22 protein-coding genes are annotated in these 23337 nt (G+C 69.2%); 3 read left to right on the plus strand and 19 right to left on the minus strand.

All coding sequences use genetic code 11. The features are described from left to right. Positions 1 to 4 precede the first annotated feature (4 nt). From AC1DNC_RS15710 to AC1DNC_RS15725, 4 genes are all read right to left on the minus strand, one after another. A complete protein-coding gene (locus tag AC1DNC_RS15710; RefSeq protein WP_476863465.1) occupies positions 5 to 2953 on the minus strand; it encodes an FtsK/SpoIIIE family DNA translocase in 2949 nt (982 codons plus the stop codon). Between the two features lie 238 nt (positions 2954 to 3191). Beyond that, positions 3192 to 4880: a ribonuclease J gene (locus tag AC1DNC_RS15715; RefSeq protein WP_476863466.1), complete on the minus strand. Its 1689-nt coding sequence runs from the start codon at positions 4878 to 4880 to the stop codon at positions 3192 to 3194. Between the two features lie 59 nt (positions 4881 to 4939). After that, positions 4940 to 5848, minus strand: coding sequence for a 4-hydroxy-tetrahydrodipicolinate synthase (gene dapA, locus AC1DNC_RS15720; RefSeq protein ID WP_476863467.1), 909 nt, complete (start codon positions 5846 to 5848; stop codon positions 4940 to 4942). A 58-nt stretch (positions 5849 to 5906) separates the two neighbouring features. After that, entirely contained in the window at positions 5907 to 6296 is a 390-nt protein-coding gene (locus tag AC1DNC_RS15725) for a hypothetical protein (RefSeq protein WP_476863468.1), read from the minus strand. 150 nt (positions 6297 to 6446) lie between these two features. On the opposite strand from AC1DNC_RS15725, the gene AC1DNC_RS15730 reads away from it, so the two are divergent. Next, positions 6447 to 7682: a heparan-alpha-glucosaminide N-acetyltransferase domain-containing protein gene (locus AC1DNC_RS15730; RefSeq protein ID WP_476863469.1), complete on the plus strand. Its 1236-nt coding sequence runs from the start codon at positions 6447 to 6449 to the stop codon at positions 7680 to 7682. 4 nt (positions 7683 to 7686) lie between these two features. Here the strand turns inward: AC1DNC_RS15730 and AC1DNC_RS15735 are convergent, their stop codons facing one another. The 7 genes from AC1DNC_RS15735 to AC1DNC_RS15765 form a co-directional block, all read right to left on the minus strand. Continuing rightward, complete coding sequence (locus tag AC1DNC_RS15735; protein WP_476863470.1) at positions 7687 to 8175, minus strand: hypothetical protein; 489 nt, start codon at positions 8173 to 8175, stop codon at positions 7687 to 7689. Beyond that, positions 8175 to 8933 carry a 4-hydroxy-tetrahydrodipicolinate reductase gene (gene dapB / locus AC1DNC_RS15740; RefSeq protein ID WP_476863471.1) on the minus strand — a complete coding sequence of 253 codons (759 nt, stop codon included), beginning with the start codon at positions 8931 to 8933 and terminating at the stop codon, positions 8175 to 8177. The genes AC1DNC_RS15735 and dapB overlap by 1 nt, the downstream gene beginning before the upstream one ends. Before the next feature lie 85 nt (positions 8934 to 9018). Beyond that, entirely contained in the window at positions 9019 to 9486 is a 468-nt protein-coding gene (locus tag AC1DNC_RS15745) for a molybdenum cofactor biosynthesis protein MoaE (RefSeq protein ID WP_476863472.1), read from the minus strand. Continuing rightward, positions 9476 to 9988: a MogA/MoaB family molybdenum cofactor biosynthesis protein gene (locus AC1DNC_RS15750; RefSeq protein ID WP_476863473.1), complete on the minus strand. Its 513-nt coding sequence runs from the start codon at positions 9986 to 9988 to the stop codon at positions 9476 to 9478. Before AC1DNC_RS15750 ends, AC1DNC_RS15745 begins: the two co-directional genes overlap by 11 nt. Continuing rightward, positions 9985 to 10485 carry a cyclic pyranopterin monophosphate synthase MoaC gene (gene moaC / locus AC1DNC_RS15755; RefSeq protein ID WP_476863474.1) on the minus strand — a complete coding sequence of 167 codons (501 nt, stop codon included), beginning with the start codon at positions 10483 to 10485 and terminating at the stop codon, positions 9985 to 9987. The genes AC1DNC_RS15750 and moaC overlap by 4 nt, the downstream gene beginning before the upstream one ends. Next, a complete protein-coding gene (locus AC1DNC_RS15760) occupies positions 10473 to 11690 on the minus strand; it encodes a molybdopterin molybdotransferase MoeA (RefSeq protein WP_476863475.1) in 1218 nt (405 codons plus the stop codon). The genes moaC and AC1DNC_RS15760 overlap by 13 nt, the downstream gene beginning before the upstream one ends. A gap of 26 nt (positions 11691 to 11716) precedes the next feature. Further along, positions 11717 to 13240 carry a molybdopterin-dependent oxidoreductase gene (locus tag AC1DNC_RS15765; RefSeq protein ID WP_476863488.1) on the minus strand — a complete coding sequence of 508 codons (1524 nt, stop codon included), beginning with the start codon at positions 13238 to 13240 and terminating at the stop codon, positions 11717 to 11719. A 136-nt stretch (positions 13241 to 13376) separates the two neighbouring features. Here AC1DNC_RS15765 and moaA point away from each other — a divergent pair, with 136 nt between their 5' ends. Then, entirely contained in the window at positions 13377 to 14513 is a 1137-nt protein-coding gene (moaA, locus tag AC1DNC_RS15770) for a GTP 3',8-cyclase MoaA (protein WP_476863476.1), read from the plus strand. Between the two features lie 7 nt (positions 14514 to 14520). Beyond that, positions 14521 to 14787, plus strand: a complete 267-nt coding sequence (locus tag AC1DNC_RS15775) for a MoaD/ThiS family protein (protein ID WP_476863477.1) — start codon at positions 14521 to 14523, stop codon at positions 14785 to 14787. Positions 14788 to 14793: 6 nt separating this feature from the next. Here the strand turns inward: AC1DNC_RS15775 and AC1DNC_RS15780 are convergent, their stop codons facing one another. The 8 genes from AC1DNC_RS15780 to AC1DNC_RS15815 all read right to left on the minus strand — a co-directional run bounded on the left by AC1DNC_RS15780 (position 14794) and on the right by AC1DNC_RS15815 (position 22987). After that, positions 14794 to 15699, minus strand: a complete 906-nt coding sequence (locus AC1DNC_RS15780; RefSeq protein ID WP_476863478.1) for an alpha/beta hydrolase — start codon at positions 15697 to 15699, stop codon at positions 14794 to 14796. Further along, complete coding sequence (locus AC1DNC_RS15785) at positions 15696 to 16373, minus strand: TetR/AcrR family transcriptional regulator (RefSeq protein WP_476863479.1); 678 nt, start codon at positions 16371 to 16373, stop codon at positions 15696 to 15698. The genes AC1DNC_RS15780 and AC1DNC_RS15785 overlap by 4 nt, the downstream gene beginning before the upstream one ends. Then, positions 16370 to 18007: a class I adenylate-forming enzyme family protein gene (locus AC1DNC_RS15790; protein ID WP_476863480.1), complete on the minus strand. Its 1638-nt coding sequence runs from the start codon at positions 18005 to 18007 to the stop codon at positions 16370 to 16372. The genes AC1DNC_RS15785 and AC1DNC_RS15790 overlap by 4 nt, the downstream gene beginning before the upstream one ends. Then, entirely contained in the window at positions 18004 to 19266 is a 1263-nt protein-coding gene (locus AC1DNC_RS15795) for a branched-chain amino acid ABC transporter permease (protein WP_476863481.1), read from the minus strand. The genes AC1DNC_RS15790 and AC1DNC_RS15795 overlap by 4 nt, the downstream gene beginning before the upstream one ends. Further along, complete coding sequence (locus AC1DNC_RS15800) at positions 19263 to 20138, minus strand: branched-chain amino acid ABC transporter permease (RefSeq protein ID WP_476863482.1); 876 nt, start codon at positions 20136 to 20138, stop codon at positions 19263 to 19265. The genes AC1DNC_RS15795 and AC1DNC_RS15800 overlap by 4 nt, the downstream gene beginning before the upstream one ends. Beyond that, on the minus strand, positions 20135 to 20962 hold the full coding sequence (locus tag AC1DNC_RS15805; protein WP_476863483.1) for an ABC transporter ATP-binding protein: 828 nt from the start codon (positions 20960 to 20962) through the stop codon (positions 20135 to 20137). The genes AC1DNC_RS15800 and AC1DNC_RS15805 overlap by 4 nt, the downstream gene beginning before the upstream one ends. Then, positions 20959 to 21723, minus strand: coding sequence for an ABC transporter ATP-binding protein (locus AC1DNC_RS15810; RefSeq protein ID WP_476863484.1), 765 nt, complete (start codon positions 21721 to 21723; stop codon positions 20959 to 20961). The genes AC1DNC_RS15805 and AC1DNC_RS15810 overlap by 4 nt, the downstream gene beginning before the upstream one ends. A gap of 64 nt (positions 21724 to 21787) precedes the next feature. Then, positions 21788 to 22987, minus strand: a complete 1200-nt coding sequence (locus AC1DNC_RS15815; RefSeq protein ID WP_476863485.1) for a substrate-binding domain-containing protein — start codon at positions 22985 to 22987, stop codon at positions 21788 to 21790. Positions 22988 to 23337: the final 350 nt, after the last annotated feature.

Raw genomic sequence — 23337 nt, forward strand, 5'->3', positions numbered from 1 at the left:
CCGGCTACCGTCCGGTGAGCGACCAGGCGTCCTCGGAACCCTCGTCGTCGTCCCCCGGGCCGTCCGCGCCGTCGTAGTAGTCGACGCTTTGGGTGCGGTTGTCCAGGTCGGCTGCCACCAGGTCCTCGGCGTAGCCGCCCTGGGCGATGTTGGCGTTTGCGTTCTCGCTCAGTGCGGCCGTATGCGAATCCGCGGCAACAGGGCCGTCCTGGCCCTTCATGGCGGCCAGGACCGCGGCGAGGTCGTCCGGCTTGACCAGGACGTCGCGGGCCTTGGAGCCCTCCGAGGGTCCCACCACTCCCCTGGATTCCAGCAGGTCCATCAGGCGGCCGGCCTTGGCGAAGCCGACGCGGAGCTTGCGCTGCAGCATCGACGTCGAGCCGAATTGCGTCGTGACGACGAGCTCCGTGGCTTGCAGCAGGACCTCGAGGTCGTCCCCGATGTCGTCGTCGATCTGTTTCTTCTGCGCTTCGGGAGCAACATCGTCGCGGTACACGGCCTTGAGCTGGCCCTTGACGTGTTCGACGACCTTGTGGATCTCGGATTCGGTGACCCAGGCGCCCTGCACACGCATCGCTTTCGAGGCTCCCATCGGCAGGAAGAGCGCGTCGCCCTGGCCGATCAGCTTCTCGGCGCCGGGCTGGTCCAGGACCACGCGGGAGTCCGTCACGGAGGAGGTGGCGAACGCCATCCGGGACGGGACGTTGGCCTTGATGAGGCCCGTCACGACGTCGACGGAGGGCCGCTGCGTGGCGAGCACCAGGTGGATGCCGGCGGCGCGGGCCAGCTGGGTGATGCGGACGATCGAGTCTTCGACGTCGCGCGGGGCCACCATCATCAGGTCGGCGAGTTCGTCCACGATCACCAGCAGGTACGGGTACGGGCGGATGACGCGCTTGGAGCCCTCCGGCGGGTGGACCTTGCCGGCCCGGACGGCCTTGTTGAAGTCGTCGATGTGCTTGAAGCCGTAGTTGGCGAGGTCGTCGTAGCGGGCGTCCATTTCGCGGACCACCCACTGCAGCGCCTCGGCGGCCTTCTTGGGGTTGGTGATGATCGGGGTGATCAAGTGCGGGACGCCCTCGTAGGCGGTCAGTTCCACGCGCTTCGGGTCCACCATGACCATGCGCACCTCATCCGGGGTGGCGCGCATCAGGATGGAGGTGATCATCGAGTTCACGAAGGAGGACTTACCGGCACCGGTGGCACCGGCCACGAGCAGGTGCGGCATTTTCGCGAGGTTGGCGACGACGTAGCCGCCTTCGACATCCTTGCCCACGCCCATGACCATCGGGTGGTCGGTGCGTCGGGCATTTTGGCTCCGCAGCACGTCTCCGAGGGACACAGTCTCGCGGTCCGTGTTGGGGATCTCGATGCCGATCGCGGACTTGCCCGGGATGGGGCTGAGGATCCGGACGTCGGAGCTGGCGACGGCGTAGGAGATGTTCTTGGACAGCGCCGTGACGCGCTCCACCTTGGTGCCGGGATTCAGCTCGATCTCGTAACGGGTGACTGTGGGTCCGCGGCTGAAGCCGGTGACCTGCGCATCGACGTTGAACTGGGTCAGCGTCTCGGTCAACGAGGCGACGATCGCGTCGTTGGCCTCGGTGCGTTCCTTGGGGATGGAGCCCGGGGTCAGCATGTCCGACGCCGGCAGCGTGTAGGTGACGTCTCCGGCGAGCGAGAGCTGCTCGGTGCGCTGCGGGATTGGGGTGGGCGGCGGCGCCGGGGCGACCGGGTTCGACGGGACCTTGGCAGTGCCCGCTCCCGCGACGGCACCGGCGGCTGGGTTCAGGGACCCTGCGGCCACCATGCCGGGGGTGACGAGCGGGATCGCCTCGGTGGCTCCCTCCGCTGCGCCGCCGGCCGCGGCGCTGCCAAGGCCTTGGGCCGCTTTGATCTTCTCGACGGCGATTTCGGCCTGGGTGGGGCGTCGCACCCCGGGGGCCACGCTGTTGGCGGCCGCGCTGCCTGCCTTCGTTCCCTTGGCAGGAGGGGCAGCGTCGTCATCGTCGTCGACGACGGCGTGCTCGAAAGCTTCGTCGCCGACGTAGCCCTCCAGCCGGGCGTCGCCGTCGTCGTCCTTGCCAAAGAGGCGCTTGCGCTTCTTCTTAGGCGCGGGCGCGTCGTTTTCGTAGAGGTAGCTACGGTCGTGGGCATCGGTCTCTTCGTAATCCTGCAGGTCGATGCCCATCAGGTGCTCGTAGGCCCCGCGAAGCCGGGACGGGATGGCACCGAAGGGAGTGGCCGTGACGATCAGCAGCGAGGTGAACGCGAGCAGGCTGTACAGCGCGACCGGTACGGCCGGGTGGATGGTGGCCAGCGGCGCGGCGGCGAGGTAGCCGAGCATGCCGCCGGCACGGCGGAGCCCGTCGAAGCCGTCGGCGACAGTGGGCTGGCCGCCGATAATGTGGGCCAGTCCGCTGCCGGCCAGGGCCATGATTAGGAAGCCGATGCCGATCCGGTTGTTGCCGCGGCCGTCGACCGGCTGGCGGAACAGGCGAAACGCGCAGACGAAAAGCATGAGCGGCAACAGCAGGGACATCCAGCCGAAGGTTCCGTTGACAATCCCGTAGACCATATCCGGGAACCAGCCCTGGAAACCCCACCAGGCGAAGGTGGCAATGAAGACGCCCAGCGCGAGGTTGAAGAGCGCGGCACCGTCGCGGCGGTCGGCCGGGTCAAGGTCGCTGACGTCGTGGCCGATCCGGCGGATACCGGCGCCCACCACGTGGCCGATTCCCAGCCAGGCCCCGGCCACGATCCGCACGAGCCAGGGCTGATGCGGTTCGACGGCGGCAAGCTGCCGGGTGCGCGCGGTTCCCTGCGAACGGCTGGTTTTGGACGCAGCTGCGCCGGAGCCGCGGCCCGAAGAGCCGCCGGTGTTGCTCTTGGAAGTGCCGCGTGAGTTGCCGCTGGAGTTGCCTCTAGGCGCGGAGGAGGTGCGTGTCGCCATACCCGCAACGGTACCCGACGCCTGGCCGAAAACCGCGGATTTCCGGGGCGGGCGGGATCATGTTGAACCGCCGGGGCCGCTGCCCTCCCCCGCGGCAGCCGCTCTTCCGGAGGCAGCGAAGCAACGAAAACGGCCCTCCCCGCCGGCGCCGCCGGAGGGCGGCGCCGGCGGGGAAGGCCGTTGCTGTGATGCTCTGATGCTCTGATGCCGCGCCCTTTTGCCGGAGCGGCCCGGGCGCTTACGCTTCGAGGACCACCGGGATGATCATCGGCTTGCGGCGCAGCTTGCGGTTGACCCAGGTGCCGATGACGCGGCGGACGACCTGCTGCAGCTGCTGCGTGGTGTGGTCGCGGTTCTGGACGGCTTCTTCCAGGGCGGCGTTGATCTTGGGGATGATCTCGTCGAAGACCGAATCGTCCTCGGCTACGCCGCGGGCGTGGATTTCCGGGCCGGAGACGACCTTGCCGGTGGCGCGGTGGATGACCGTGATGATCGAGATGAAGCCCTCGTCGCCCAGGGTCTGGCGGTCCTTGAGGTCCGCTTCGGTGACCTCGCCGACGCTGGAGCCGTCAACGTAGACGAAGCCGACCTCGACCTGGCCGACGATGTCTGCCTGGTGGTCGCGGAGGTCGATCACGGTGCCGTTGTCGGCCAGGAGGATGCTTTCCTCCGGGACTCCCGATTCGAGGGCGATCTTGCCGTTGGCGATCAGGTGGCGCGTTTCGCCGTGCACCGGCATCGCGTTCAGCGGTTCCAGGATGTTGTAGCAGTACAGGAGCTCGCCTGCGGCGGCGTGGCCGGAGACGTGCACCTTGGCGTTGCCCTTGTGGATGACGTCGGCGCCGAGCTTGAGCAGGCCGTTGATGATGCGGAAGACGGCGTTCTCGTTGCCCGGGATGAGGCTGGAGGCGAGGATCACGGTGTCGCCCTGGCCGACGACGACGCGGTGGTCGCCGTTGGCCATGCGGGACAGCGCGGCCATCGGCTCGCCCTGGGAACCGGTGGACATGAGGACCACGCGGTTGTCCGGCAGGTTGTCGATGTTCTTGATGTCGACGAGGATGCCGGCCGGGACCTCGAGGTAACCGAGCTTCGCGGCGATGGCCATGTTGCGGACCATGGAACGGCCGACGAAGGCCACCTTGCGGTTGTGGTTCGCGGCGGCGTCGAGGACCTGCTGGACGCGGTGCACGTGCGAGGAGAAGGAGGCCACGATGATGCGCTTGGAAGCCTGGCCGAAGAGCCGGTCCAGGGTGGGGCCGATCTCCTTCTCCGCGGTGGTGAAGCCGGGGACGTCGGCGTTCGTGGAGTCGGACATGAACAGATCCACGCCCTCTTCGCCGAGCTTGGCGAAGTGTCGCAGGTCGGTGATGCGGCCGTCGAGGGGAAGCTGGTCCATCTTGAAGTCGCCGGTATGCAGCACGGTGCCGCCGGAGGTGCGCAGGAAGACGGCGAGGGCATCCGGGATCGAGTGGTTGACGGCCACGAATTCGCATTCGAAGGGGCCGAGCTGCTGGACCTGGCCCTCGGTGACGATCTGGGTGTTCGGCCTGATCCGGTGTTCCTGGAGCTTGGCTTCGATCAGGGCCAGGGTCAACTGGGAGCCGACGATGGGGATGTCGTTGCGCAGGCGCAGCAGGTAGGGGACGGCGCCGATGTGGTCCTCGTGGCCGTGGGTGAGGATGACGGCGACGATGTCGTCCATGCGGTTCTCGATGTAGGAGAAATCGGGCAGGATCAGGTCGACGCCGGGCTGGGTTTCCTCGGGGAAGAGGACGCCACAGTCAACGATCAGCAGCTTGCCGTCGATTTCGAAGACCGTCATGTTGCGGCCGATCTCCCCGAGGCCGCCGAGCGGGACGATCCGCAGGGTGTTCTTGGGCAGTTTCGGCGGCGTGACAAGGCCGGGAAGGGCGGTTTGGGTCATAGTGCACTACTTTCCAGGCGGAGCAGGGTGTCTGCGCCTGATCAGGCAAGGTTGCCGGATCAGGAGAAGACGAGCCCGGCTTCCGCCAAGTCCTCGCGGATTGTTTCGATCTCGGCTTCGCCCGGCTCCACGAGGGGCAAACGGACAACCGAGTTGGACAGGACTCCCTGCCACTTAAGAACTTGCTTTGCAGCAACAGCACCCTGGATATGGGTCATCACTGCACGGACCACAGGGTCCAGTTCGAAATGTATGGTGCGGGCGGTAGCAAAATCGCCTGCAAGTGCGGCATCGATCATCGCACGGTACTGCTTGGTGGCCACGTGCGCCGAGACGCTGACCAGCCCGACTGCGCCGGCCGCCATCCACGGCAGGGTCAGTCCGTCGTCGCCGGAATAGACGTCCAGGTCCGTGTTTGCCATCACGCGGGTGACGGCGGCGAAGTCGGCCTTGGCGTCTTTGAGGGCAATGATGCGGGGGTGGTCGGCAAGCCGGATCATGGTTTCCGGCAGGATGGGCACACCGGCCCGGCCCGGGATGTCATAAACCATGACGGGCAGGTCCGCGGCATCGGCAACGGCTTCGATGTGGGCCTGGATTCCGGCCTGGCTCGGCTTGTTGTAATACGGGGTGACGATCAGCTGGCCGTGGGCGCCCGCCTTGGCTGCCCGTTTTGCCATCTCGATCGAGTGCGAGGTGTGGTTGGTGCCGGTCCCGGCGATGACCTTTGCCCGGTCCCCCACGGCGTCGACGATCACACGGAACAGCTTCTCTTTTTCGTCGTCTTCCAGCGTGGAAGTTTCGCCCGTGGTGCCGGAGACTACGAGGGCGTCATTGCCCTCGTCGACGAGCTTGTTGGCCAGCTCTGCGGACTGCTGATAGTCGACCTCACCGTCGTTAGTGAACGGAGTGACCATGGCGGTCACGAGGGTTCCAAACGTGTAAGAGCGAATGTCAGAGTCAGCCATAGGAAAAACGTTACCCTGTCCGCGCCTTGTTAGGACAATGACGGCGGAGTGATGCGCGTCAAATTCGGCCCTCCTGCGCAGCGTCTGCCGGGGCCTCGGAACGCGTCGGCGGAACGGCGCAATAACGGCTTACCGCCTCCTCGCGCAGCCCCTCCGCCCAGGCCGACAACCGCTGCGCGGCCCGGACATAGTGGAACAGCTCCGTCGGGGTCAGTGACTCGAGGTCCGTGTCGGCGAGCCGGCGGGCCAGTTCGGCGCCGGGCATCTGCGCGGACAGCGCCGTACCCTCCCGATGCCACTGGATGTCTTCGGCCGACTCCCCCGCGACCAGGCGCCGGAAGAGGAAGTCCACGACGCCCGGACTCATCGCCTTGAGGACGCCGTTGGCGTCCAGGGCTCCAGTTGACTTATGAGGAGAGGATGGTGCCGGCTCTGATGGAGTGTTCATGCCTGCCATATTATTCGAACATATATTCGAACACAAGGGCTATGTTGGCCCGGTGTTGGCACTGTCTTGGCACTGTCTTGGCCCTGTCCAGTCACGGTTATGCCAGCCCGGCGATGGGTCCTAACCTGCCGGACGTGAGACGATCAGACGATGACCTCGCGCGGTACGGCAACGACTTCAAGGACCGCCAGGGCCAAGGCGGCAGCGCCGCGGCTGACGGGCGTTGACGCAGCCCGGGGGCTGGCGCTGCTCGGCATGATGGCGACCCACGTGCTCCCCACCTTTGGGGCCGACGCGCAGCTCACCCCAACCTGGGTCGGCCTGGCGTTCTCGGGCCGCGCGGCTGCCCTCTTCGCCGTGCTCGCCGGAATCGGCCTGGCGCTGGCCACCGGAAAGGAGCGCCCCCTCGAGGGCGCAGAATTATGGGCCGCCCGCCGCGGCATCGCACTCCGGGCCCTGGTCGTAGCCGCCGTCGGCCTCTCCCTCGGCGGGCTGGAAGTCAACATCGCGGTCATCCTGGTCAACTACGCCTTGCTGTTTCTCTGTGTGCTGCCGTTCATCGGGCTCCGCGCGAAACGCCTCTGGGCCTTGGCGGCGGCCTGGCTGCTGGCAACCCCCGTCCTGGCCTATCTCTTGCGGCCGTGGCTGTTGGCCGCCGAGCCTCCCCTGCAGCTCGGCCACAACCCCGGCTGGGAGGATCTGGGCACTCCGGCTCGGCTGCTCGGCGACTTGTTCCTGACCGGCTACTACCCTGTTCTGCAGTGGCTTGCCTACCTGCTTATCGGACTGGCGATCGGCCGGCTGGCGCTGGCGACGGCGGCTGTTCCCTGGCTGCTGCTGGCCGCCGGCAGCGTCGCCGCGGTTCTCGCCAAATGGCTGAGCGTAGTGATGATGGAGGACTGGGGCGGCCGGGCGGCGCTGCAGGAACAGATTGGCGATCCTGACTATCCCTTGGCAAGCCTGCTGCAGGTGAACCTGGCAGGCATCGACCAGTCCGGTTCCGTTTGGTGGCTGGCCTCAAGCGCCCCGCACTCGGGCACCACGCTGGACCTGTTGCACACTGCCGGCGTCGCGGCCGCGGTGGTGGGTTTCTGCCTGTTGCTGGGACGGCTCGCCGACTGGGTGCAGCTGGACCTGCTGCTCCCGTTCCGCGGTGCCGGTGCCATGACCCTCAGCCTGTATACGGCGCACGTGTGCGTGATGGCGTCCCTGCACGGGCACCCTCTTCCGGCCGGCTGGACCGTGGAAGGCGTGTACTGGGCGCAGGCCGTTGCCGCCCTGGTCATTGGCGGAGTCTTCGCGGCACAGTCCTGGCGTGGTCCGCTGGAATTGCTCGGTCACGGCGCGAACCAGCTGGGCCATGGGCGCTGGGCAAGGCAACGCTGAGGGGCTAGGCCCCGGTCTTGGTTGAACCGGCGCGGAAGATCCGTACGGCGTCGCGCATCGAGGCGCGGGCGCGCTTGCGGTCCCCGGCGGCGTCGTACGCGCAGCTCAGCCGGAACCAGGAGCGCCAGTCTTCCGGCGCAGCCTCGGCTTCCGCGCGGTACTTTTCGAACTCCAGGTCCGCGGCCTCGCGGATGATCCGGCCGGCGGGCGTGCGCGGCAGGGTGTCCTCCGGCAGGCCGCCTTCCGCTTCGAGGATCTTGGCCAGCCGTTCGGTCCGGGCACCGAACAAGAGCTCCCTGACCAGCGCCCAGGCCCCCACAATCGGCAGCACGAGGTAGGCCAGGCCGAGGGCCTTGGCCACGAGGTTCGCATCGGAGAGCAGCAGCACCGAACGCTGCAGCGATACCACCAGATAGAAGACCAGCAGGAGCGTCACCGCGCCCACCCAGATCTTGGTGCGGTTGGCCTTGAAGGTCGCCAGAACGTTGGCCATCAGAGGCCCAGGTCCAGGTAGCCGTCCAGGCCCACCGTGAGCCCCGGGTGCGCCGCAACGTTGCGGACGCCCAGCAGCACGCCGGGCATGAAGGAGGCACGGTCGAAGGAATCGTGCCGGAAGGTCAGCTGCTCCCCCGGCCCGCCCAGCAGGACCTCCTGGTGCGCCACCAGGCCGCGCAGCCGGACACTGTGGACCCGGACGCCGTCGACCTCGCAGCCGCGCGCCCCGGGGCGTTCGCTCGTGGTGGCATCCGGGCTCGCCGCGACACCGGCGTCGGCGCGCTCGGCGGCGATCAGCTGGGCGGTGCGGACGGCGGTACCGGACGGGGCGTCAACCTTGTCCGGGTGGTGCAGTTCAATGATTTCGACCGATTCGAAATAGCGGGACGCTTTGGCTGCGAAGGCAGATGCCAGAACCGAGCCAAGGGCGAAGTTCGGGGAGATAAGGACGCCGACGCCGGACTGGCCGGCCAGGAGGGCTTCGAGCCGGGCCAGCCGGTCGGCGTCCCAGCCGGTGGTGCCGACCACTGCGTGCATGCCGTGTTCGACGGCGAAGCGGACGTTTGCTTCCGTGCTTTCGGGCACGGTCAGGTCCACCACAACGCGGGCGCCGGCGTCCACCAATTTGTCGAGGGAATCGTTCCGGCCCAGGGCCGCCACGAGCTTCAGGTCTTCGGCGGCATCCACGGCCTTGACGGCCTCGGCGCCCATGCGCCCGTTGGCGCCCAGGACGGCGACGGCGAGTTGTTCGGTCATGGCATCAACCCTACCGCCGGGGTGGGTCCCGGCTGGAACCGGGTCGGGTGCGTTACCTTCGCTCCAACCACTCCCACCGACGAATCTAGCCGCCCGCGCCGACCCACTCGACGGTGCCGTCGGTGAAGAATTGTTCCTTCCAGATCGGAACCTGCTCCTTGATCCGGTCCACAAGCTCGGCGCACACCGCGAAGGCCTGGCCGCGGTGGGCAGCGGAGACGGCACAGACCAGGGCGGGATCTCCGATCTCCAGCGGCCCGATGCGGTGCGCGGCCCAGATCCGGACCGGCTGGTCAAGCCCCTCGGCCCCGGTTGCCGAATGTTCGGCAACCAGTTGCGCGACGACGTCTGCCAGCACCTGGTTCGCCGTGGGATGGGCGCTGTAGCTGAGCCGCTGCACGGCCTTGCCGCCGTCGTGGTTGCGGACGACGCCGCTGAAGCTCACCACGGCGCCGGCCGTATCCGATTCGACCGCGGCAATGGCCTGATCCACCGAGATGGGCTGGGCGCTGAGGACGGCGTGCACGATTTCAAAGCCGGATTCAGTGTCCATGGCTGCCTTCCAGCTGGTCGCAGAGGTGTCCGATGATCGGGTCCAGCACGCCCAGGCCGTCCATGACGCCCTTCGGGGACCCGGGGAGATTGACGATGAAGGTGCTGCCGGCGGCGCCAGCATGGCCCCGGCTCAGCATGGCGGTCGGCGTCTTGGCCGTGCCCGCGCTCCGCAGGCCTTCCATGATCCCGGGGATCTCGCGGTCCAGCAGCGGCAGCGTCTGCTCCGGGGTGGCGTCGGTTGGGCTGAGGCCGGTGCCCCCGCTGGTGATGATGACGGCGGGGTGCTGGGTCAGCAACGCGCGCAGGGCGGCGCCGACGGGTTCGCCGTCGGGCACCACCATCGCGGGAAACGGCTCGAAGCCGTGTTCGGTCAGCCAGTCCGCGATGACGGGGCCGGTGAGGTCCTCGTAGACCCCGGCCGCCGCGCGCGTGGAGGCGATCACGATGCCGGCTTTCCGGCCGGTGGCTTCGCCGTGGCGGTGCGGTTCGGTGGTGTTCACAGTGTCCAGTCCCCGCTCTTGCCGCCGCTCTTGGCCAGCACCTTGATGTCCGTGAGGACCGCGTGCTTGTCCACGGCCTTGATCATGTCGTACACGCTCAGCGCAGCCACGGAGACAGCCGTGAGTGCTTCCATCTCCACGCCGGTCACGCCGCGGGTTTTGACCGTGGCGAACACGGTGACCGACTCGGCGTCGAGCTCGAAATCGACGGTCACCTTGGTGATCGGCAGCGGGTGGCAGAGCGGAATCAGGTCCGGGGTCTTTTTGGCGGCGAGGATCCCGGCGACCCGGGCGACGGCCAGCGCGTCCCCCTTCGGCAATTCGCCGGCACCGAGCAGGGCCAGGACCTCGGCGGTGCTGTTGACCGTGGCCGTAGCGGTGGCCTCCCGCGTGGTCTCGGCCTTATTCGACACGTCGACCATCTGGGCGGTGCCGTCCTGCCGGAGATGGGTCAGCACGGGCTTATCTGGGTTATCTGCTGGGTTCACAGCATCCATACTTCCACCTCGTCGCCCTCGGCGAGCGCCGCGGTTCCCCACGGGATGTGCACGAGCGCGTTGGAATGCGCCAGGGCGTGCACCAGGTGGGATCCCGTGCCTCCTTCCAACCGGACGATACCGTCGGGGCCGAGGGTGCCGCGCCGCACCTGGTGCTTGGCCTCGGGGGAAGTCAGTGCTTCGGCCAGCCGGGCCCGCACCACGGTCCGCGGCGCGGGCGAGCCGAACAGTTCCGCCAGCACGGGCCGAAGGAACATTTCGAAGGAAACGAGGCAGCTGACCGGGTTGCCCGGGAATCCAAGGACGGGAACGCCGTCGAAGGTGCCGATGCCCTGCGGGCCGCCCGGCTGCATCGCCACGCCGCCGAACTCGACGTCGTGGCCGGCCAGCGCCTGCCGGACCACCTCGTAGGCGCCCTTGCTGACTCCCCCGGTGGTGACGATCAGGTCCACCTCCGGCGCGTGCCGGCGCAGCAGCGCCGCAAGCTCCTCGGGGTTGTCGGCCGAGATGCCGGTGCGGGTGACGCGGAGGCCGGCCTGGCGCAGCGCCGAGTCGAGCAGGGTGCCGTTGGCATCGTAGATTTTGCCGGGCTGCAGCGGGCTGCCGGGTTCCACGACTTCGTCGCCGGTGGTGACCAGCAGGACCCTTGGCACGGCGTGCACCGGCACCTCGCTCAGGCCCAGCGCGGCCAGCAGCCCCAGCTGCCCGGGGCCGAGGAAGGTCCCGGCGGCGAGGGCTTGCGCCCCGGCGGCAATGTCGCTGCCGGCATCGCGGACGAAAGTCCCCGCCGGCGTCGCGGGCAGGCGCACGGTGGCGGCTCCCCCGGGGACGGGGAAGGAATCGGGGACGGCCTGTTCAATGGGGACGACGGCGTCCGCCCCGGGCGGGATCATGGCGCCGGTCATGATGGGCGCGGCGCTGCCGGGGGCCAGTTCGGCGGGCCGGGCGCCGGCCGGGACCGGGGCCGCGACGCTCAGTTCGGTGCCGCCGGCGGGCACGTCGGCGCTGCGGATGGCGAAGCCGTCCATCTGCGAGTTGGCGAAGGGCGGAAGGTCCAACGGGGCCGTAATGTCGGCGGCCAGTCCGCGGCCGAGCGCTTCGCGGAGCGGCACTGTGTCAACGCGGGCGGAAAGCGGCGCCAGCAGCGCGCGGACCTTGTCCCGGTGTGCTTCCACGGTGACGGGCCTGTTCGCGGTGCGGTGCATGGATTCTCGACCTTTGGCTCGGCTGGCTAGGACTTCACGTCCACTGTAACCGTGTGGTAGCCGGTGGCGCCGCTGGGCGCTGCCGGCGCGCGCTCCTCAACCTGCGGTACACCGGCGAGGTCGACGGCCCGGACCTGCACCTCGTAGCGCCCCGGGTCCAGCGGCAGGGTGAGCTTCCACTGCCGCCAGGTATCAGTGGAGATCGCGGCGGCCAGTTCGGCCTGCTTCCACTCGCCGCGGTTCACGCGCACTTCCACCCGGCCGATGCCGCGGTGCTGCGCCCACGCCACCCCGCCGAAGTCCACCGGCCCGGCGTTCACACTCCGGCCGGCCCGCGGCACGTCGATCCGCGACGAGGTCTTGATCGGTCCGCGTTCGCTCCAGCCGCGCGGCGTCCAGTAGGCGACGTCATCGGCGAACCGGGTGACCTTCAGCTCGGTGACCCACTTGGTCGCCGAGACGTATCCATAGAGTCCGGGCACCACGAGCCGGACCGGGAAGCCGTGTTCGAGCGGCAGCGGCTCGCCGTTCATTCCCACCGCCAGCAGCGCGTCCCGGGTGTCCGTGAGTACCTCCAGCGGTGTCCCGGCGGTCCAGCCATCGGCGCTGCGCGAGAGCACCATGTCCGCTCCCGGTTTCGGACCGGCTTGGGCCAGCAACTCCCGGACCGGCCAGCCGAGCCAGCGCGCGTTGCCAATGAGGTCGCCGCCCACCTCGTTGGAGACGCAGGCGATCGTGACGTACCGCTCGGTCAGCGGCTTGGCGAGCAGGCTGGCGAAGTCCAGTTCCACCTCGTGGTCCACCAGGCCGGTGACTTTGAGTTTCCATTGGTCCGGATCGACGACCGGGACACGCAGGGCCGTGTCGATGCGGTAGAAGTCCTTGTTCGGGGTGACGAGGGGGTCCAGCCCGGGCAGGGACAGCTCGGCTCCGGACGGTATCGGCTGCGCGGCCGAGGCCGGGCGGGGCAGCACCAGTTTGCCGCGCAGCTCAACGACGGCGGCCGCCGCGCCGCGCAGCGTGGACGCCAGCACCCCGCCCACGCCCGCGATGACCGCGGTAGCGGCAATAGATTGCAGGAAGCGGCGGCGGGCAAGGGCGGCCTGCTCGCCAGGCGGTGCGGCGTCGGACCACTCCGTGAGGCGGCGAATCAGCCAGCGCAGCAGCGACATACCCAGCGCGGCGGCGAGCAGCGGGGCGGGGACGGCGTTGGCGCTCCCCTCGGCCCGGGTCAGGACCGCCGCGACGCCCACCCCGCCGAAGACGGCGATCACGGCCAGCCCGGCAAAGCGGCGGCGCCGTTCGAGCACTCCGGCCAAGGCCGCCAGGGCCGCGATTGCCAGGGCCATTCCGCTGAGCAGCGCCAGCTTGTCCGCCGTGCCGAAGAGCGAGATGGCCCAGTCCTTGACGCCCGGCGGGACGGCGTCGATTACCGCTCCCCCGACGGCCGTCACCGGCGAAACCGACGGGCTCAGCAGCCCGGCTGCCAGTTCGCCGAGGACGACGCCGGCGCCGACGGCCGCTACGCCGGCAGCGGCCGACCACCACAGTTCGCGCCGCGGGGCGGCCTGCGGGGTGCCGCTGGGAGCAGAAGGTGGAACGTCCCGGGAGGTGTTCACGCTTCCAGCATAAGTTCGCAGACCCCGCAGGCGTGATGCCTGGGCCACAGTGGCGTAGCCTGACTTTATGAGTGTTCAGCTTGGCATGCCCCAGCCCCGCGCGGAAAGCGGCTCCGGCGCGGGCGAACCGGCGCCGCAGCTGGCCGGGCGCCCGGCCGGGATGCCTGCCGGGCTGGTGGACCGCTACGGCCGCCGCGCCACCGATATGCGGCTGTCCCTGACGGACAAATGCAACCTGCGCTGCACTTACTGCATGCCGGCCGAGGGCCTGGAGTGGCTGGCCAAGCAGGCCGTGATGTCCGCAGAGGAAATCGTGCGGATCGTGCGGATCGGCGTCGAACAACTGGGTGTGCGCGAACTCCGGCTCACCGGCGGCGAACCCCTGGTCCGCGCCGACCTGCTGGACATCATCTCCGCCCTCCGCCAGGCGCACCCGGAGCTGCCGATCTCGATGACCACCAACGCCGTCGGGCTGGATAAGAAGGCGGCCGGGCTGAAGGCGGCCGGCCTCACCCGGATCAACGTCTCACTGGATTCGCTGCACGAGGAAACCTTCACCAAGCTGACCCGGCGCCCCTTCCTGGACCGCGTCCTGGCCGGCGTCGACGCCGCCTGGGCCGCCGGGCTGGGACCCGTGAAGCTGAACGCGGTGCTGATGCGCGGGATCAACGACGCCGAGTCCCCCTCGCTGCTGGCCTGGGCGCTGGACCGCGGTTACGAGCTGCGCTTCATCGAGCAGATGCCCCTCGACGCCGACCATGGCTGGACCCGCCGGAACATGATCACGGCCGCGGAGATCCGGGAGCTGCTCTCGGTCGACTACGTGCTCAGCGCCGACCCGCGCGAACGCGACGGCGCACCGGCCGAGCGGTTCGAGGTCCGCGCCCGCGTGCCCGGCTCGGATCAGGCCACCGGGCCCGTGCTGGGCACCGTGGGGATTATCGCCTCGGTCACCGAGCCGTTCTGCGCAGATTGCCGCCGGACGCGGATCACCGCGGAAGGCAAAATCATGAGCTGCCTCTTCTCGCGCGAAGAGATTGACCTGCTGGGGCTGCTCCGCGAGGGCGCCAGCGACGAGCAACTCGCCGAGCGTTGGCAGGACGCCATGTGGATCAAGCCCAAGGCGCACGGCATGGACCACGTTGGACTGGACGCCCCGGACTTCGTCCAGCCGGACCGCAGCATGAGCGCCATCGGAGGCTGAGACACCCGTGAACGTACGCTACTTCGCTGCCGCGCGCGCTGCCGCCGGCATGGAGGAAGAAAAGTTCGAGCTGGCCGAGGGTGCAACCCTCGCCGAGTTGCTTGAGGCGGTGCTCGCCGTCGAGCGTCCCGAACCGCCGGCCGGCACCCCGCCGCTGGCCCGCATCCTGTCCCGCTCCAGCTTCCTGCTCAACGAGGTGGCCGTCCGTAACACCGCGGCGGCCGTGGGTCAGGACGACGTCGTCGACGTGCTGCCGCCCTTCGCCGGCGGCTAGAGACCCCTAACTTCCCGCCAGCGCCTCCCGCACGCTTTCCGCCACGGCCGCGCCGCCGGCCTCGCCCATCACGATCGTGTAGTGGTTCACGTCCGGCACCTCGCGGACCCGCAGGGACGGAAGTTTCGCTGCCCAGTCGTCGAGGTAGCCGGGGGCGTAGAGCGCGGCGGGCTCGTCGAGCAGTCCGCGCGGGGCCCGGAGCACGACCGCGTCCACGGTGAGTTCGTCCAGCGCCTTGAGCAGCGAGGCGCCGCGGTGCAGTTCCGCGGTGTCCTCGGCCATGGCCTGGTAGCGCGTGGCGGGCCGCAGTTCCGGCTCTTCGCCGGTGAGGTCGTAGTCCACGTAGGCCTCTACCAGCGGGCCCCAGCCGGCGCTGAACGCCGGGTGCTGCCGCCAGAAGGAGCGGTAGACTTCGCGGCTCGGGAACGTGGCGTTGAGGCGTTCGGCGGCCGGGCCCAGCACCGAGGAGATGAGCTCCTCGTCCGAGATTCCCTCCGGGACCTGGAGCGGCAGCCCGCCGTCAACCAGCACGAGCGAGCGGACGCGTTCCGGGTACAGGTTCGCCAGCACGACCGAGGCGAAGGCGCCCATCGAGTGCCCCACGACGACGACCGGTCCCGGTGCCAGCGCCGCCAGCACGGCCGCGAGGTCTTCGGCGTGCGAGGGCATGCCGTACGGTGCAGGCAAGGAATTGCTGCGGCCGCGTCCGCGCAGGTCCGGGGCGATGATCCGGACGTCCGGCAGCGCCTCGGCCAGGTAGGGCCACGCCTTGTGCGAGGCGGTGACGCCGTGCACGGCGAGGATGGTCGGGGCGTCGGGGTCGTCCGGGCCCCAGATAGCGGTGTGCAGCGTGCCTCCGCGGACCTCCACCTCGGCGGTGCGGTAGGTGTCCTTGCTGGCTGTCTGGGTCATGGGGCTGTCCCTTCCTGGGGCGGGGTGGTGTTCGCGTCCGTTCCTGTGGCGGAACCGGGCGTGGGCGCAAGGGCCCGTTCGATGAACTGCATCATTTCCTCGAAGACTTCTTCTGGCACGTCGGGCCGGGCGCCGGCCGCGGGTTCGGCGCCTTCCTCATCCCAGAGGACCCAGCGCATGCCGATCAGCTCGCCGATGCCCATCAGGGCCCAGGCGGCGACGGTGGGATCCATCTCCTGGACTTCGCCGCTGAGCTGGGCAGCCTTGAGGCCTTCGATGTAGCCGTTGACGATCCGCGTGTAGTGGAGCCTCAGCGCGCCGGGCGAGACGAACTCGGCCTGCCGGATGATCCGGTACAGGGCCGGGTGCTGCGCGGTGAAGCGGAAGAAGGCCCGGAAGCCGGCCCGTTCCGCCTCGAGCCGGGTGCCGGCGCTCTTGGCAGCGTCGGTCATCGCGTGCCTGACCCGCCGGTTCAGGTCCTCGACCACCTCGTCGAAGATGGCCTGTTTGCCGTCGAAGTACAGGTAGAACGTGCCGAGGCCGACGCCGGCGGCCTCGGTGATCTTGACGATCGAGGCCTCGTGGTAGCCCACCGAGGCGAAGACCGATTCCGCCGCCTCGAGCAGCTTGGCCCGGGTGCGGGTGCCCCGGGCGGTGCGGGGCGCGGCGCTCATGCCCGGCCCCCTGCGGCGGAGCTGCGTGCATCGGAACCCCGCCCGGCGGAAGTACGCCCTGCCGTAGGACGCCCGGCCAGTTCCTGGCGCAGCTTGGCGCGAAGCACCTTGTTCAGGGCCGTGCGCGGCAGCGCGGGGACCAACTCGATCGTCGACGGCACCTTGAACCGGGCGAGCTGGGAGGCGCAGTGTTCCAGCAGTTCCTGCTCGTCGGTGGCCATGCCGGGACGGACCACCACGAATCCCCTGCCGCTCTCGCCCCAGCGTTCGTCCTCCACCCCGACGACGGCGGCCTGCGCCACGGCGGGATGGGTCAGCAGGGCGGCCTCGACCTCGGCCGGGGCCACGTTTTCACCGCCGGAGATGTAAATGTCCTTGAGCCGGTCCACAACCTTGATGTACCCCTCGGCGTCGCGCTCCACCAGGTCGCCGGTGCGCAGCCAGCCGCCGGCGAGGACGGCTGCCGTGGCGGCCGGGTCGCGGAAGTAGCCGGCGAACACGCCCGGCCCGCCCACCAGCAGCTCGCCGCTGGCGGCGCCGTCGAGGATTTCACCGGTGACCGGATCCGCCACGGCGACGGCGACGTGCGGGTACGGTTTGCCAGAGTAGCCCAGCATCCGTTCGGCGTCCTCGTTCGGCAGGCACAGCACGTTGGGCGAGGCCTCGGTCAGGCCGTAGCCCTGGCTCAGGGCAACGCCGCGGCGGTGCCAGATCCGCAGCAGCGGGGCCGGCATCGGGGCGCCACCCACCACGGCGTGGCGCAGGCTGCCCAGTTCGGCATGGGCAAAGTCCGGGTGTTCGGCCAGCATCAGGTACTGGGTGGGCACCCCCATCAGCATGGTCACGCCCCGCTCCGCGATGAGCTGCAGCACGCGGCCCGGGTCGAAGCCGCGTTCCAGCACCACGGTGGCGCCGACCCACCAGGCCAGCAGCGGCTGGATGTTCCAGCCGCCCACGTGGAACTGCGGGAGCACGGCCAGCACGACGTCGTTGCTGCCCATATCCAGGGTCCGGGAAAGCGAGAGATTGTTCCAGAAGCAGTTGGCGTGGGTCAGGACGGCGGCCTTGCTGGCGCCCTCCGTGCCGGAGGTGAAAATCATCAGCAGCGCGTCGTCGTCGCGCACCTCACGGCGGGCCGGGTTGGCGGCGACGGACGCGGCCGGCCGCACGCGGGAGGGCGGCGGCACGGACCGCTCGACGCCGCCGGGCCCTAGGGCCGCGGTCCGCGGCCGGTGCGGCAGCAGCGCGCAGGCTGCGGCGGCGAGGGCGTCCAGCTCACCCTCCACCAGCAGCAGCTGGGGCTCGGCGAGTTCAAGCTGGGCAGCGAGCTCCCGGGGCGAGAGCCGCCAGGACAGCGGGACCAGGACCAGCCCGGCCTTGGCGCAGGCGAAGAAGGCCACCACATGGTCCGAGCTGTTGCCGGTCAGGCTGGCGATTCGGTCCCCGATTCGGTAGCCCGCGGCGCGGAACCCGTCGGCCAGGGCCGAGGCGCGGCGTTCCAGTTCGCTGTACAGCAGGGTGCAGCCGCGGTCGTCGATGGCGACCCGGTGCGGGGTGGACAGGCTGCGGTCGGTGGTCCAGCGGCCCAGGGTGTGCAGGCCGTCGGCCGGATTCGGCCCGATCGGATTGCTCATGCGGCTTCCTCCAGGATTTCGCGCGACGTCGAAGTACCGTGGCCACCACCGCGCCGGGAGCCCCGGTTCCGGCGCTGCCCCAGCCGCTCGGCGGCTCCGGTGATTCCGCCCGGCAGGAACAGCACCACCAGGACGAAGAGCGTGCCGAGGATGAACAACGGTTCGGACAACGGTACACGCAGCACGTCCGGGAGTGACCTGACCGCGTCGGAGTTCGCCAGCGTGGTGAGCCGCTGGTCGAGGATGGTGTAGAAAACGCCGCCGATCACGGCACCCCAGCGCGATCCGACACCGCCCAGTACCACCATCACGAGCAGCGTGATGGTGAAGTCCGCGGATGCCGCCCGGGGCACGGCGCCGCTCTGCAGCAGCAGGAAGGCCATGCCGATGATGCAGACGAGCACGGCGGCGACCACGAAGATGAGCAGCTTCACGAGGTAGGGCTGCAGGCCCAGGACGCGGACCCGCAGTTCGTTCTCGCGCACGGCCGCCGCAGCGTGGCCGGCCCGTGAGGACTGCACCCAGGTGACGATGACGAAGACCGCGACGAGGACGGCCAGGGCCAGCCAGTAGAGGTTGCGGGTGTTGACCACGCCCACGAGGAAATCGGGCAGGTTGTCGGTGCGCAGCGTCAGGCCCTCGTCGCCGCCGGTCTTGCCCTCGGGATTGCGGCCCACGATCACCGACCCGGCCTGCGCAAAGGCGAGCGTGACCATGGCGAACGGGATGCCGCTGACGCGCAGGCTGATGCTGCCCACCACATGGGCCAGCACGATCACGATCAGCAGGGTCAGCCCCATCGCCGGTAGCAGCGGAATGTCGAAGTTCTGCAGGATGATCGCGAGCCCGTAGACGCCGGCGCCGAAGTAGAGGGCGTGCCCGAAGGACAGCAGGCCCGCCACGCCCAGGAGCAGGTGGTAGGTCAAGGCCGCGGCTGCCATCAGCATGCACATGGCCAGCAGTTGCAAGGACCCGGGCGTGTAGCTGGGACCCGGCAGCACGCCGGGCAGGGAGATGTTCAGCAGCGGCAGCAGCACCAGGAGCAGCACGCCGGCCGCGCCCGCTGCCAACGCCGCGAGCCGCCGCGGTGCCCGGCCGCGGCGGCCGCCGTCCGGGGCGGCGGGGCCTCCCCCGGTGTTGGCCCGACGGCGGCCGGCGGGGCCGCCGTCGGGCGCCGTTTGCCCGGTGAGGGGTCCGTCGGTGCCGGGGCCGCCAGCGCGCGTGCCGTCGGTGCTGGAGGTGTCGGTCTCGGTGCTCATGCGGTTCTCCCAAGCAGGCCGGTGGGACGGAACAGCAGCACGAGCGCCAGGGCCAGCACGACGACGAAGTCGCCGGTGCCGCCAAGGTAGAAGTTCGCGAACTGCTGCAGGACGGCGACGGCGACGGCGGCGATCGCCGCTCCGGTCAGCGAGCCGAGCCCGCCGATCACCGTGACGATGAAAGCGAAGATCAGCAGCGAGCCGCCGAGCATGGGCGAGACGTAGCCGAAGTAGTGCGAGGCGAGCACCCCGCCGAGGCCGGCCGCCGCCCCGCCGATCGTGAAGACGAGGGTGAAGGCCTTGCGGACGTCGATGCCCAGGGCTGTGACCATGGAGCGGTTTTCCACGCCGGCGCGGATGATCATGCCGTAGCGGGTTTTCTTCAGGAAGAACACCAGGGCCAGCAACACGAGGCCGGCGGCGATGATGCAGATGAAACGGTCATTGGGGATCCGGGCGCCGAGGATCTCGGTAGTGTCCTTGAACCAGGCCGGGCCTTTGATGAAGACCGGGTCGGTGCCCCAGATGCCGTCGAAGAGTGCCACTGCGGCGAGTGAGAGGCCCACCGTGACGAGGACCTGCTCGATGTGGCGCTGGTAGAGGCGGCGGATCAGCACGAACTCCGTGAAGGCGGCGAAGGCGGCGCCGGCGGCGGCCCCGATCACTAGGGACAGCAGGAACGTCCCCCAGTTGTCGGAGCCTGTGCGGCGGGCGATTTCCCAGCCGGTGAACGCGCCCAGGGTCAGGAATGCGCCGTGGGCGAAGTTCAGCACGCCCATCAGGCCATAGATCAGGGACAAGCCGGCGGCCACCAGGAAGTACAGTGCACCGAGGCCGAGGCCGGTGAACAGCAACAGGACGAGGGTGCTCACAGGGCGGCGCCTTTCTCGGCTGGTTCCCCGGCTGGTCTCCCGGCCGATCTCCCAGCCGGTCTCCCGGCCGGGGCCGCGTTGGCGGCGTCGGCGGCATCGGTGGAGACGCCAAGATGGCGCTGGATCAGCCCGGGGTCATCGAGGAAGTCGAGCGCGCGGCCGGTGTGGACCACGCGGCCGCCCGAGAGCACGACGGCGTCCCCGGCCAGTTGGCGGACCACTTGCAGGTTTTGTTCGACGAGCAGGATCGGGACACTCCTGGCTGCCTCGGCCAGGGTCTCGGCGACCTCGCCGACAATCTTGGGCGCGAGGCCCTTGGTGGGTTCGTCGACCAGCAGGATCTTGTTGGTATTCAGCAGCGCACGGGCAAGCGAGACCATCTGCTGCTGGCCGCCGGAAAGCGTTCCGGCCATCTGTCCGGCGCGGGCGAGCAGATCCGGGAAGAGCTCCTCGACAAGCTGCCGGCGGGGCGCGGCGTCGCGTTCGGCGAGCCGGAGGTTCTCCGCGACGGTGAGCTTCGAGAAGACCTCGCGGTCCTCCGGCACGTAGCCCACGCCGCTGCGGATGATCTTGAAGGTGGCTTCCTTCTCGATCCGCGCGCCGTCGAGTTCCACGGTCCCGCTGCGCTCGATCAGGCCGATGATGGCCTTGATGGTGCTGGTCTTCCCGACGCCGTTACGGCCCAGCAGGGCGGTGATCCCCGTCGCCGGAACGGTGAAGGACACGTCCTCCACCACCTGCTGGCCCGCGATCGAGGCGCACAAGGACTCGACCTTCAGAATTGGGCGGGTCTCTGTGCCGCGGTTGTCCGCTGCGGTGCTCATACGGGCTCTCCAAGGTAGGCGCTTTGCACGGTGGGGTCGGCCATCACGGCGTCCGGGCTATCCAGGGCCAGCAGGCTGCCGTGGTGCATCACCGCGACGCGGTCCACCAGGCCCAGGACGACGTCCATGTGGTGCTCCACCATCATCACGGTGCAGCCGCGGTCCCGGTGCAGCCCTGCGATGATCGCAGTGAGGGACGGGACGTCCCCCGACGCCACCCCGGCCATCGGCTCATCGAGCAGGACGACGGCGGGATCCGTCGCCAGCAGCACCGCGATTTCCACCTTGCGCTTCTCGCCGTGCGAGAGGTCCCCCGCCGGCGTCATGAGTTTGCCCGTGAGCCCCACCTCGTCGATGGTGCCGCGGGCGATCCGGGCGGCCTCGTCCGAGGCCGAGGGAAAGCGCAGCAGGCTGAAGCTGCCGCCGAGTTTCGCCTGGGCGGCGAGCCGGACATTTTCCAGGACGCTGAGCCGTGGAAACAGGTTGGAGGTCTGGAAGGTCCGTCCCAGCCCTGCCCGGGACCGGCGGTGGATGGGCGCGGCCGTGATCTCCCTGCCGTTCAGCGTGATGCTGCCCGCGGTGGGACGCAGCACGCCGGAAATCAGGTTGAACAAGGTGGTCTTGCCGGCTCCGTTGGGGCCGATCACGCCGATCATTTCACCGGCGTCGACGGCGAAGCCCACATCCTGGAGGATGCGCGCACCGCCGATCTGCAGGCCTAGGCCGTCCACCGCAAGGGCGGGCAGGGCTGGGGTTTTCATACGGGTCCTTCGTTTCTCGCGGTCTAGTCCGGAAAGCGGTGCCGGGCGCCAGTGCGCCCGGCCGCTACTTCTTTTCCGGCGGGGCGACGGAGTCGCCGGGAACCACCTTGACGAGCTCGGGAGCCCAGGTGCCGCCCTTCTGGACGAGCTTGGCCTGGTACATGTCCTGGATCAGGGCGTGGTCCGAGGCACGGACGGTTTCCTTGCCCTTGGGGCCGTCGAAGCTGTAGCCCTCGAGGGCCTTGACCATCGCATCGGGATCGGAGCCGCCCTCCTTGATGGCCTGGACGATCAGCTGGCCGGCGACGAAGCCGTCCGGGGTGAAGAGATCGGCCTTGTGGCCCGCCTTCTCGACGGCGGCAATCATCTTCTTTTCCACCTCGTTGCCGGCCGCGCCGGGGAAGTAGTGGTTGAGGAAGCTGATCTTGGAGCTCGCCGCGCCGTAGGCGCCGAAGCTGGCCGCGTCACCGAGGCCGGTGACGACGGGGGCGGCGTCGAATACGCCCTGCTGGCTTAGCGCCTGCCACATGCTGCCGGTGGTCGCGCCGGCCCATGCCACGAAGACCATGTCCGGCTTCGCGTCGAGGAGCTGGCGGGCGAACGGGGTGAGCTCCTGGCCCTCTGCGACGAGGATGGAGTCCACCGTGGCGCCCTTGGCACCGAGGACGGCCTTGACCGCGGCGACGTTGCCCTGGCCGAAGGCGTTGTCCTGCGCGAACACCATGACCTTCTTGCCCTTGATATCGATGAAGGTGCCGGCGGTGGCGACGTCCTGCAGGCTCTGCCGGCCGGAGCGGAAGGTGTACTTGTTGATGCCCTGGATCGCGTCGGTGGCGGCCGGGCCCGAGATGTACAGCACCTTGTTCTGCTGGGCCTGTTCGGCGAGCTTGAGCGCGATGCCGGACGACGCCGTGCCGCCGATGACCTTGTAGCCCTTGCCGATCAGGTCCTTGGCGGCGGTGACGGCCTTGTCCGGGTCGCCGCCGTCGTCGGCGTAGGTGAGGTTGATCTTGGCGCCCTTGACTTCGCCGGTGCCGCCGGTGGCGTAGTCGATGCCGGCTTGGAGACCCTCGTAGTAGGTCTCGCCGTAGGCCGCGAGCGGTCCGGTCTTGGAGTAGATGATGCCGACGTTGACGGGCTCGGCAGCGTTGCCGGCACCGCCTGAGCCTGCCGGCGCGGCCGACCCGGCGGTGGGCGCGCAGGCGCTGAGCGCGAGCCCCGAGGCCATCACGGCGGCCATCAGGAACTTCTTTGTATCCTTCACGGGATGCCTTTCGTTGGGAGTCCGCGGAATCTCAACAGGAGATCCGGCAGGGAGTGGGCAGCTGAACCTGAAAGGTGATTCAGATTACGGCAAACCTATGATGCGGCTCACAGCCTGTCAATGGAATTCCCGCCCACCCCGGTAACGAAACGGCAACTTTCCCCGCTTCCAAACGGACGCTCCCTCAGATCCGGAGCCCCACCCACCGACCCTCCCTCACATCCGGAGCCCCACCCACCGACCCTCCCTCACATCCGGAGCCCCACCCACCGACCCTCCCTCACATCCGGAGCCCCACCCACCGACCCTCCCTCACATCCGGAGCCCCACCCACCGACCCTCCCTCACAT

The sequence above is a fragment of the Arthrobacter sp. 01N442 genome, from assembly GCF_056399345.1.

What these genes read in the sequence shown, in the direction of transcription:
- moaC (WP_476863474.1), bottom strand. Translation starts at nt 10,485, where the DNA reads ATGGATGCTGTGAACCCAGCAGATAACCCAGATAAGCCCGTGCTGACC.
- AC1DNC_RS15735 (WP_476863470.1), bottom strand. Translation starts at nt 8,175, where the DNA reads ATGGCCAACGTTCTGGCGACCTTCAAGGCCAACCGCACCAAGATCTGG.
- AC1DNC_RS15805 (WP_476863483.1), bottom strand. Translation starts at nt 20,962, where the DNA reads ATGAGCACCGCAGCGGACAACCGCGGCACAGAGACCCGCCCAATTCTG.
- AC1DNC_RS15790 (WP_476863480.1), bottom strand. Translation starts at nt 18,007, where the DNA reads ATGAGCAATCCGATCGGGCCGAATCCGGCCGACGGCCTGCACACCCTG.
- AC1DNC_RS15725 (WP_476863468.1), bottom strand. Translation starts at nt 6,296, where the DNA reads ATGAACACTCCATCAGAGCCGGCACCATCCTCTCCTCATAAGTCAACT.
- dapB (WP_476863471.1), bottom strand. Translation starts at nt 8,933, where the DNA reads ATGACCGAACAACTCGCCGTCGCCGTCCTGGGCGCCAACGGGCGCATG.
- AC1DNC_RS15730 (WP_476863469.1), top strand. Translation starts at nt 6,447, where the DNA reads ATGACCTCGCGCGGTACGGCAACGACTTCAAGGACCGCCAGGGCCAAG.
- AC1DNC_RS15710 (WP_476863465.1), bottom strand. Translation starts at nt 2,953, where the DNA reads ATGGCGACACGCACCTCCTCCGCGCCTAGAGGCAACTCCAGCGGCAAC.
- AC1DNC_RS15785 (WP_476863479.1), bottom strand. Translation starts at nt 16,373, where the DNA reads ATGAGCGCCGCGCCCCGCACCGCCCGGGGCACCCGCACCCGGGCCAAG.
- AC1DNC_RS15810 (WP_476863484.1), bottom strand. Translation starts at nt 21,723, where the DNA reads ATGAAAACCCCAGCCCTGCCCGCCCTTGCGGTGGACGGCCTAGGCCTG.
- moaA (WP_476863476.1), top strand. Translation starts at nt 13,377, where the DNA reads ATGAGTGTTCAGCTTGGCATGCCCCAGCCCCGCGCGGAAAGCGGCTCC.
- dapA (WP_476863467.1), bottom strand. Translation starts at nt 5,848, where the DNA reads ATGGCTGACTCTGACATTCGCTCTTACACGTTTGGAACCCTCGTGACC.
- AC1DNC_RS15745 (WP_476863472.1), bottom strand. Translation starts at nt 9,486, where the DNA reads ATGGACACTGAATCCGGCTTTGAAATCGTGCACGCCGTCCTCAGCGCC.
- AC1DNC_RS15760 (WP_476863475.1), bottom strand. Translation starts at nt 11,690, where the DNA reads ATGCACCGCACCGCGAACAGGCCCGTCACCGTGGAAGCACACCGGGAC.
- AC1DNC_RS15795 (WP_476863481.1), bottom strand. Translation starts at nt 19,266, where the DNA reads ATGAGCACCGAGACCGACACCTCCAGCACCGACGGCACGCGCGCTGGC.
- AC1DNC_RS15715 (WP_476863466.1), bottom strand. Translation starts at nt 4,880, where the DNA reads ATGACCCAAACCGCCCTTCCCGGCCTTGTCACGCCGCCGAAACTGCCC.
- AC1DNC_RS15780 (WP_476863478.1), bottom strand. Translation starts at nt 15,699, where the DNA reads ATGACCCAGACAGCCAGCAAGGACACCTACCGCACCGCCGAGGTGGAG.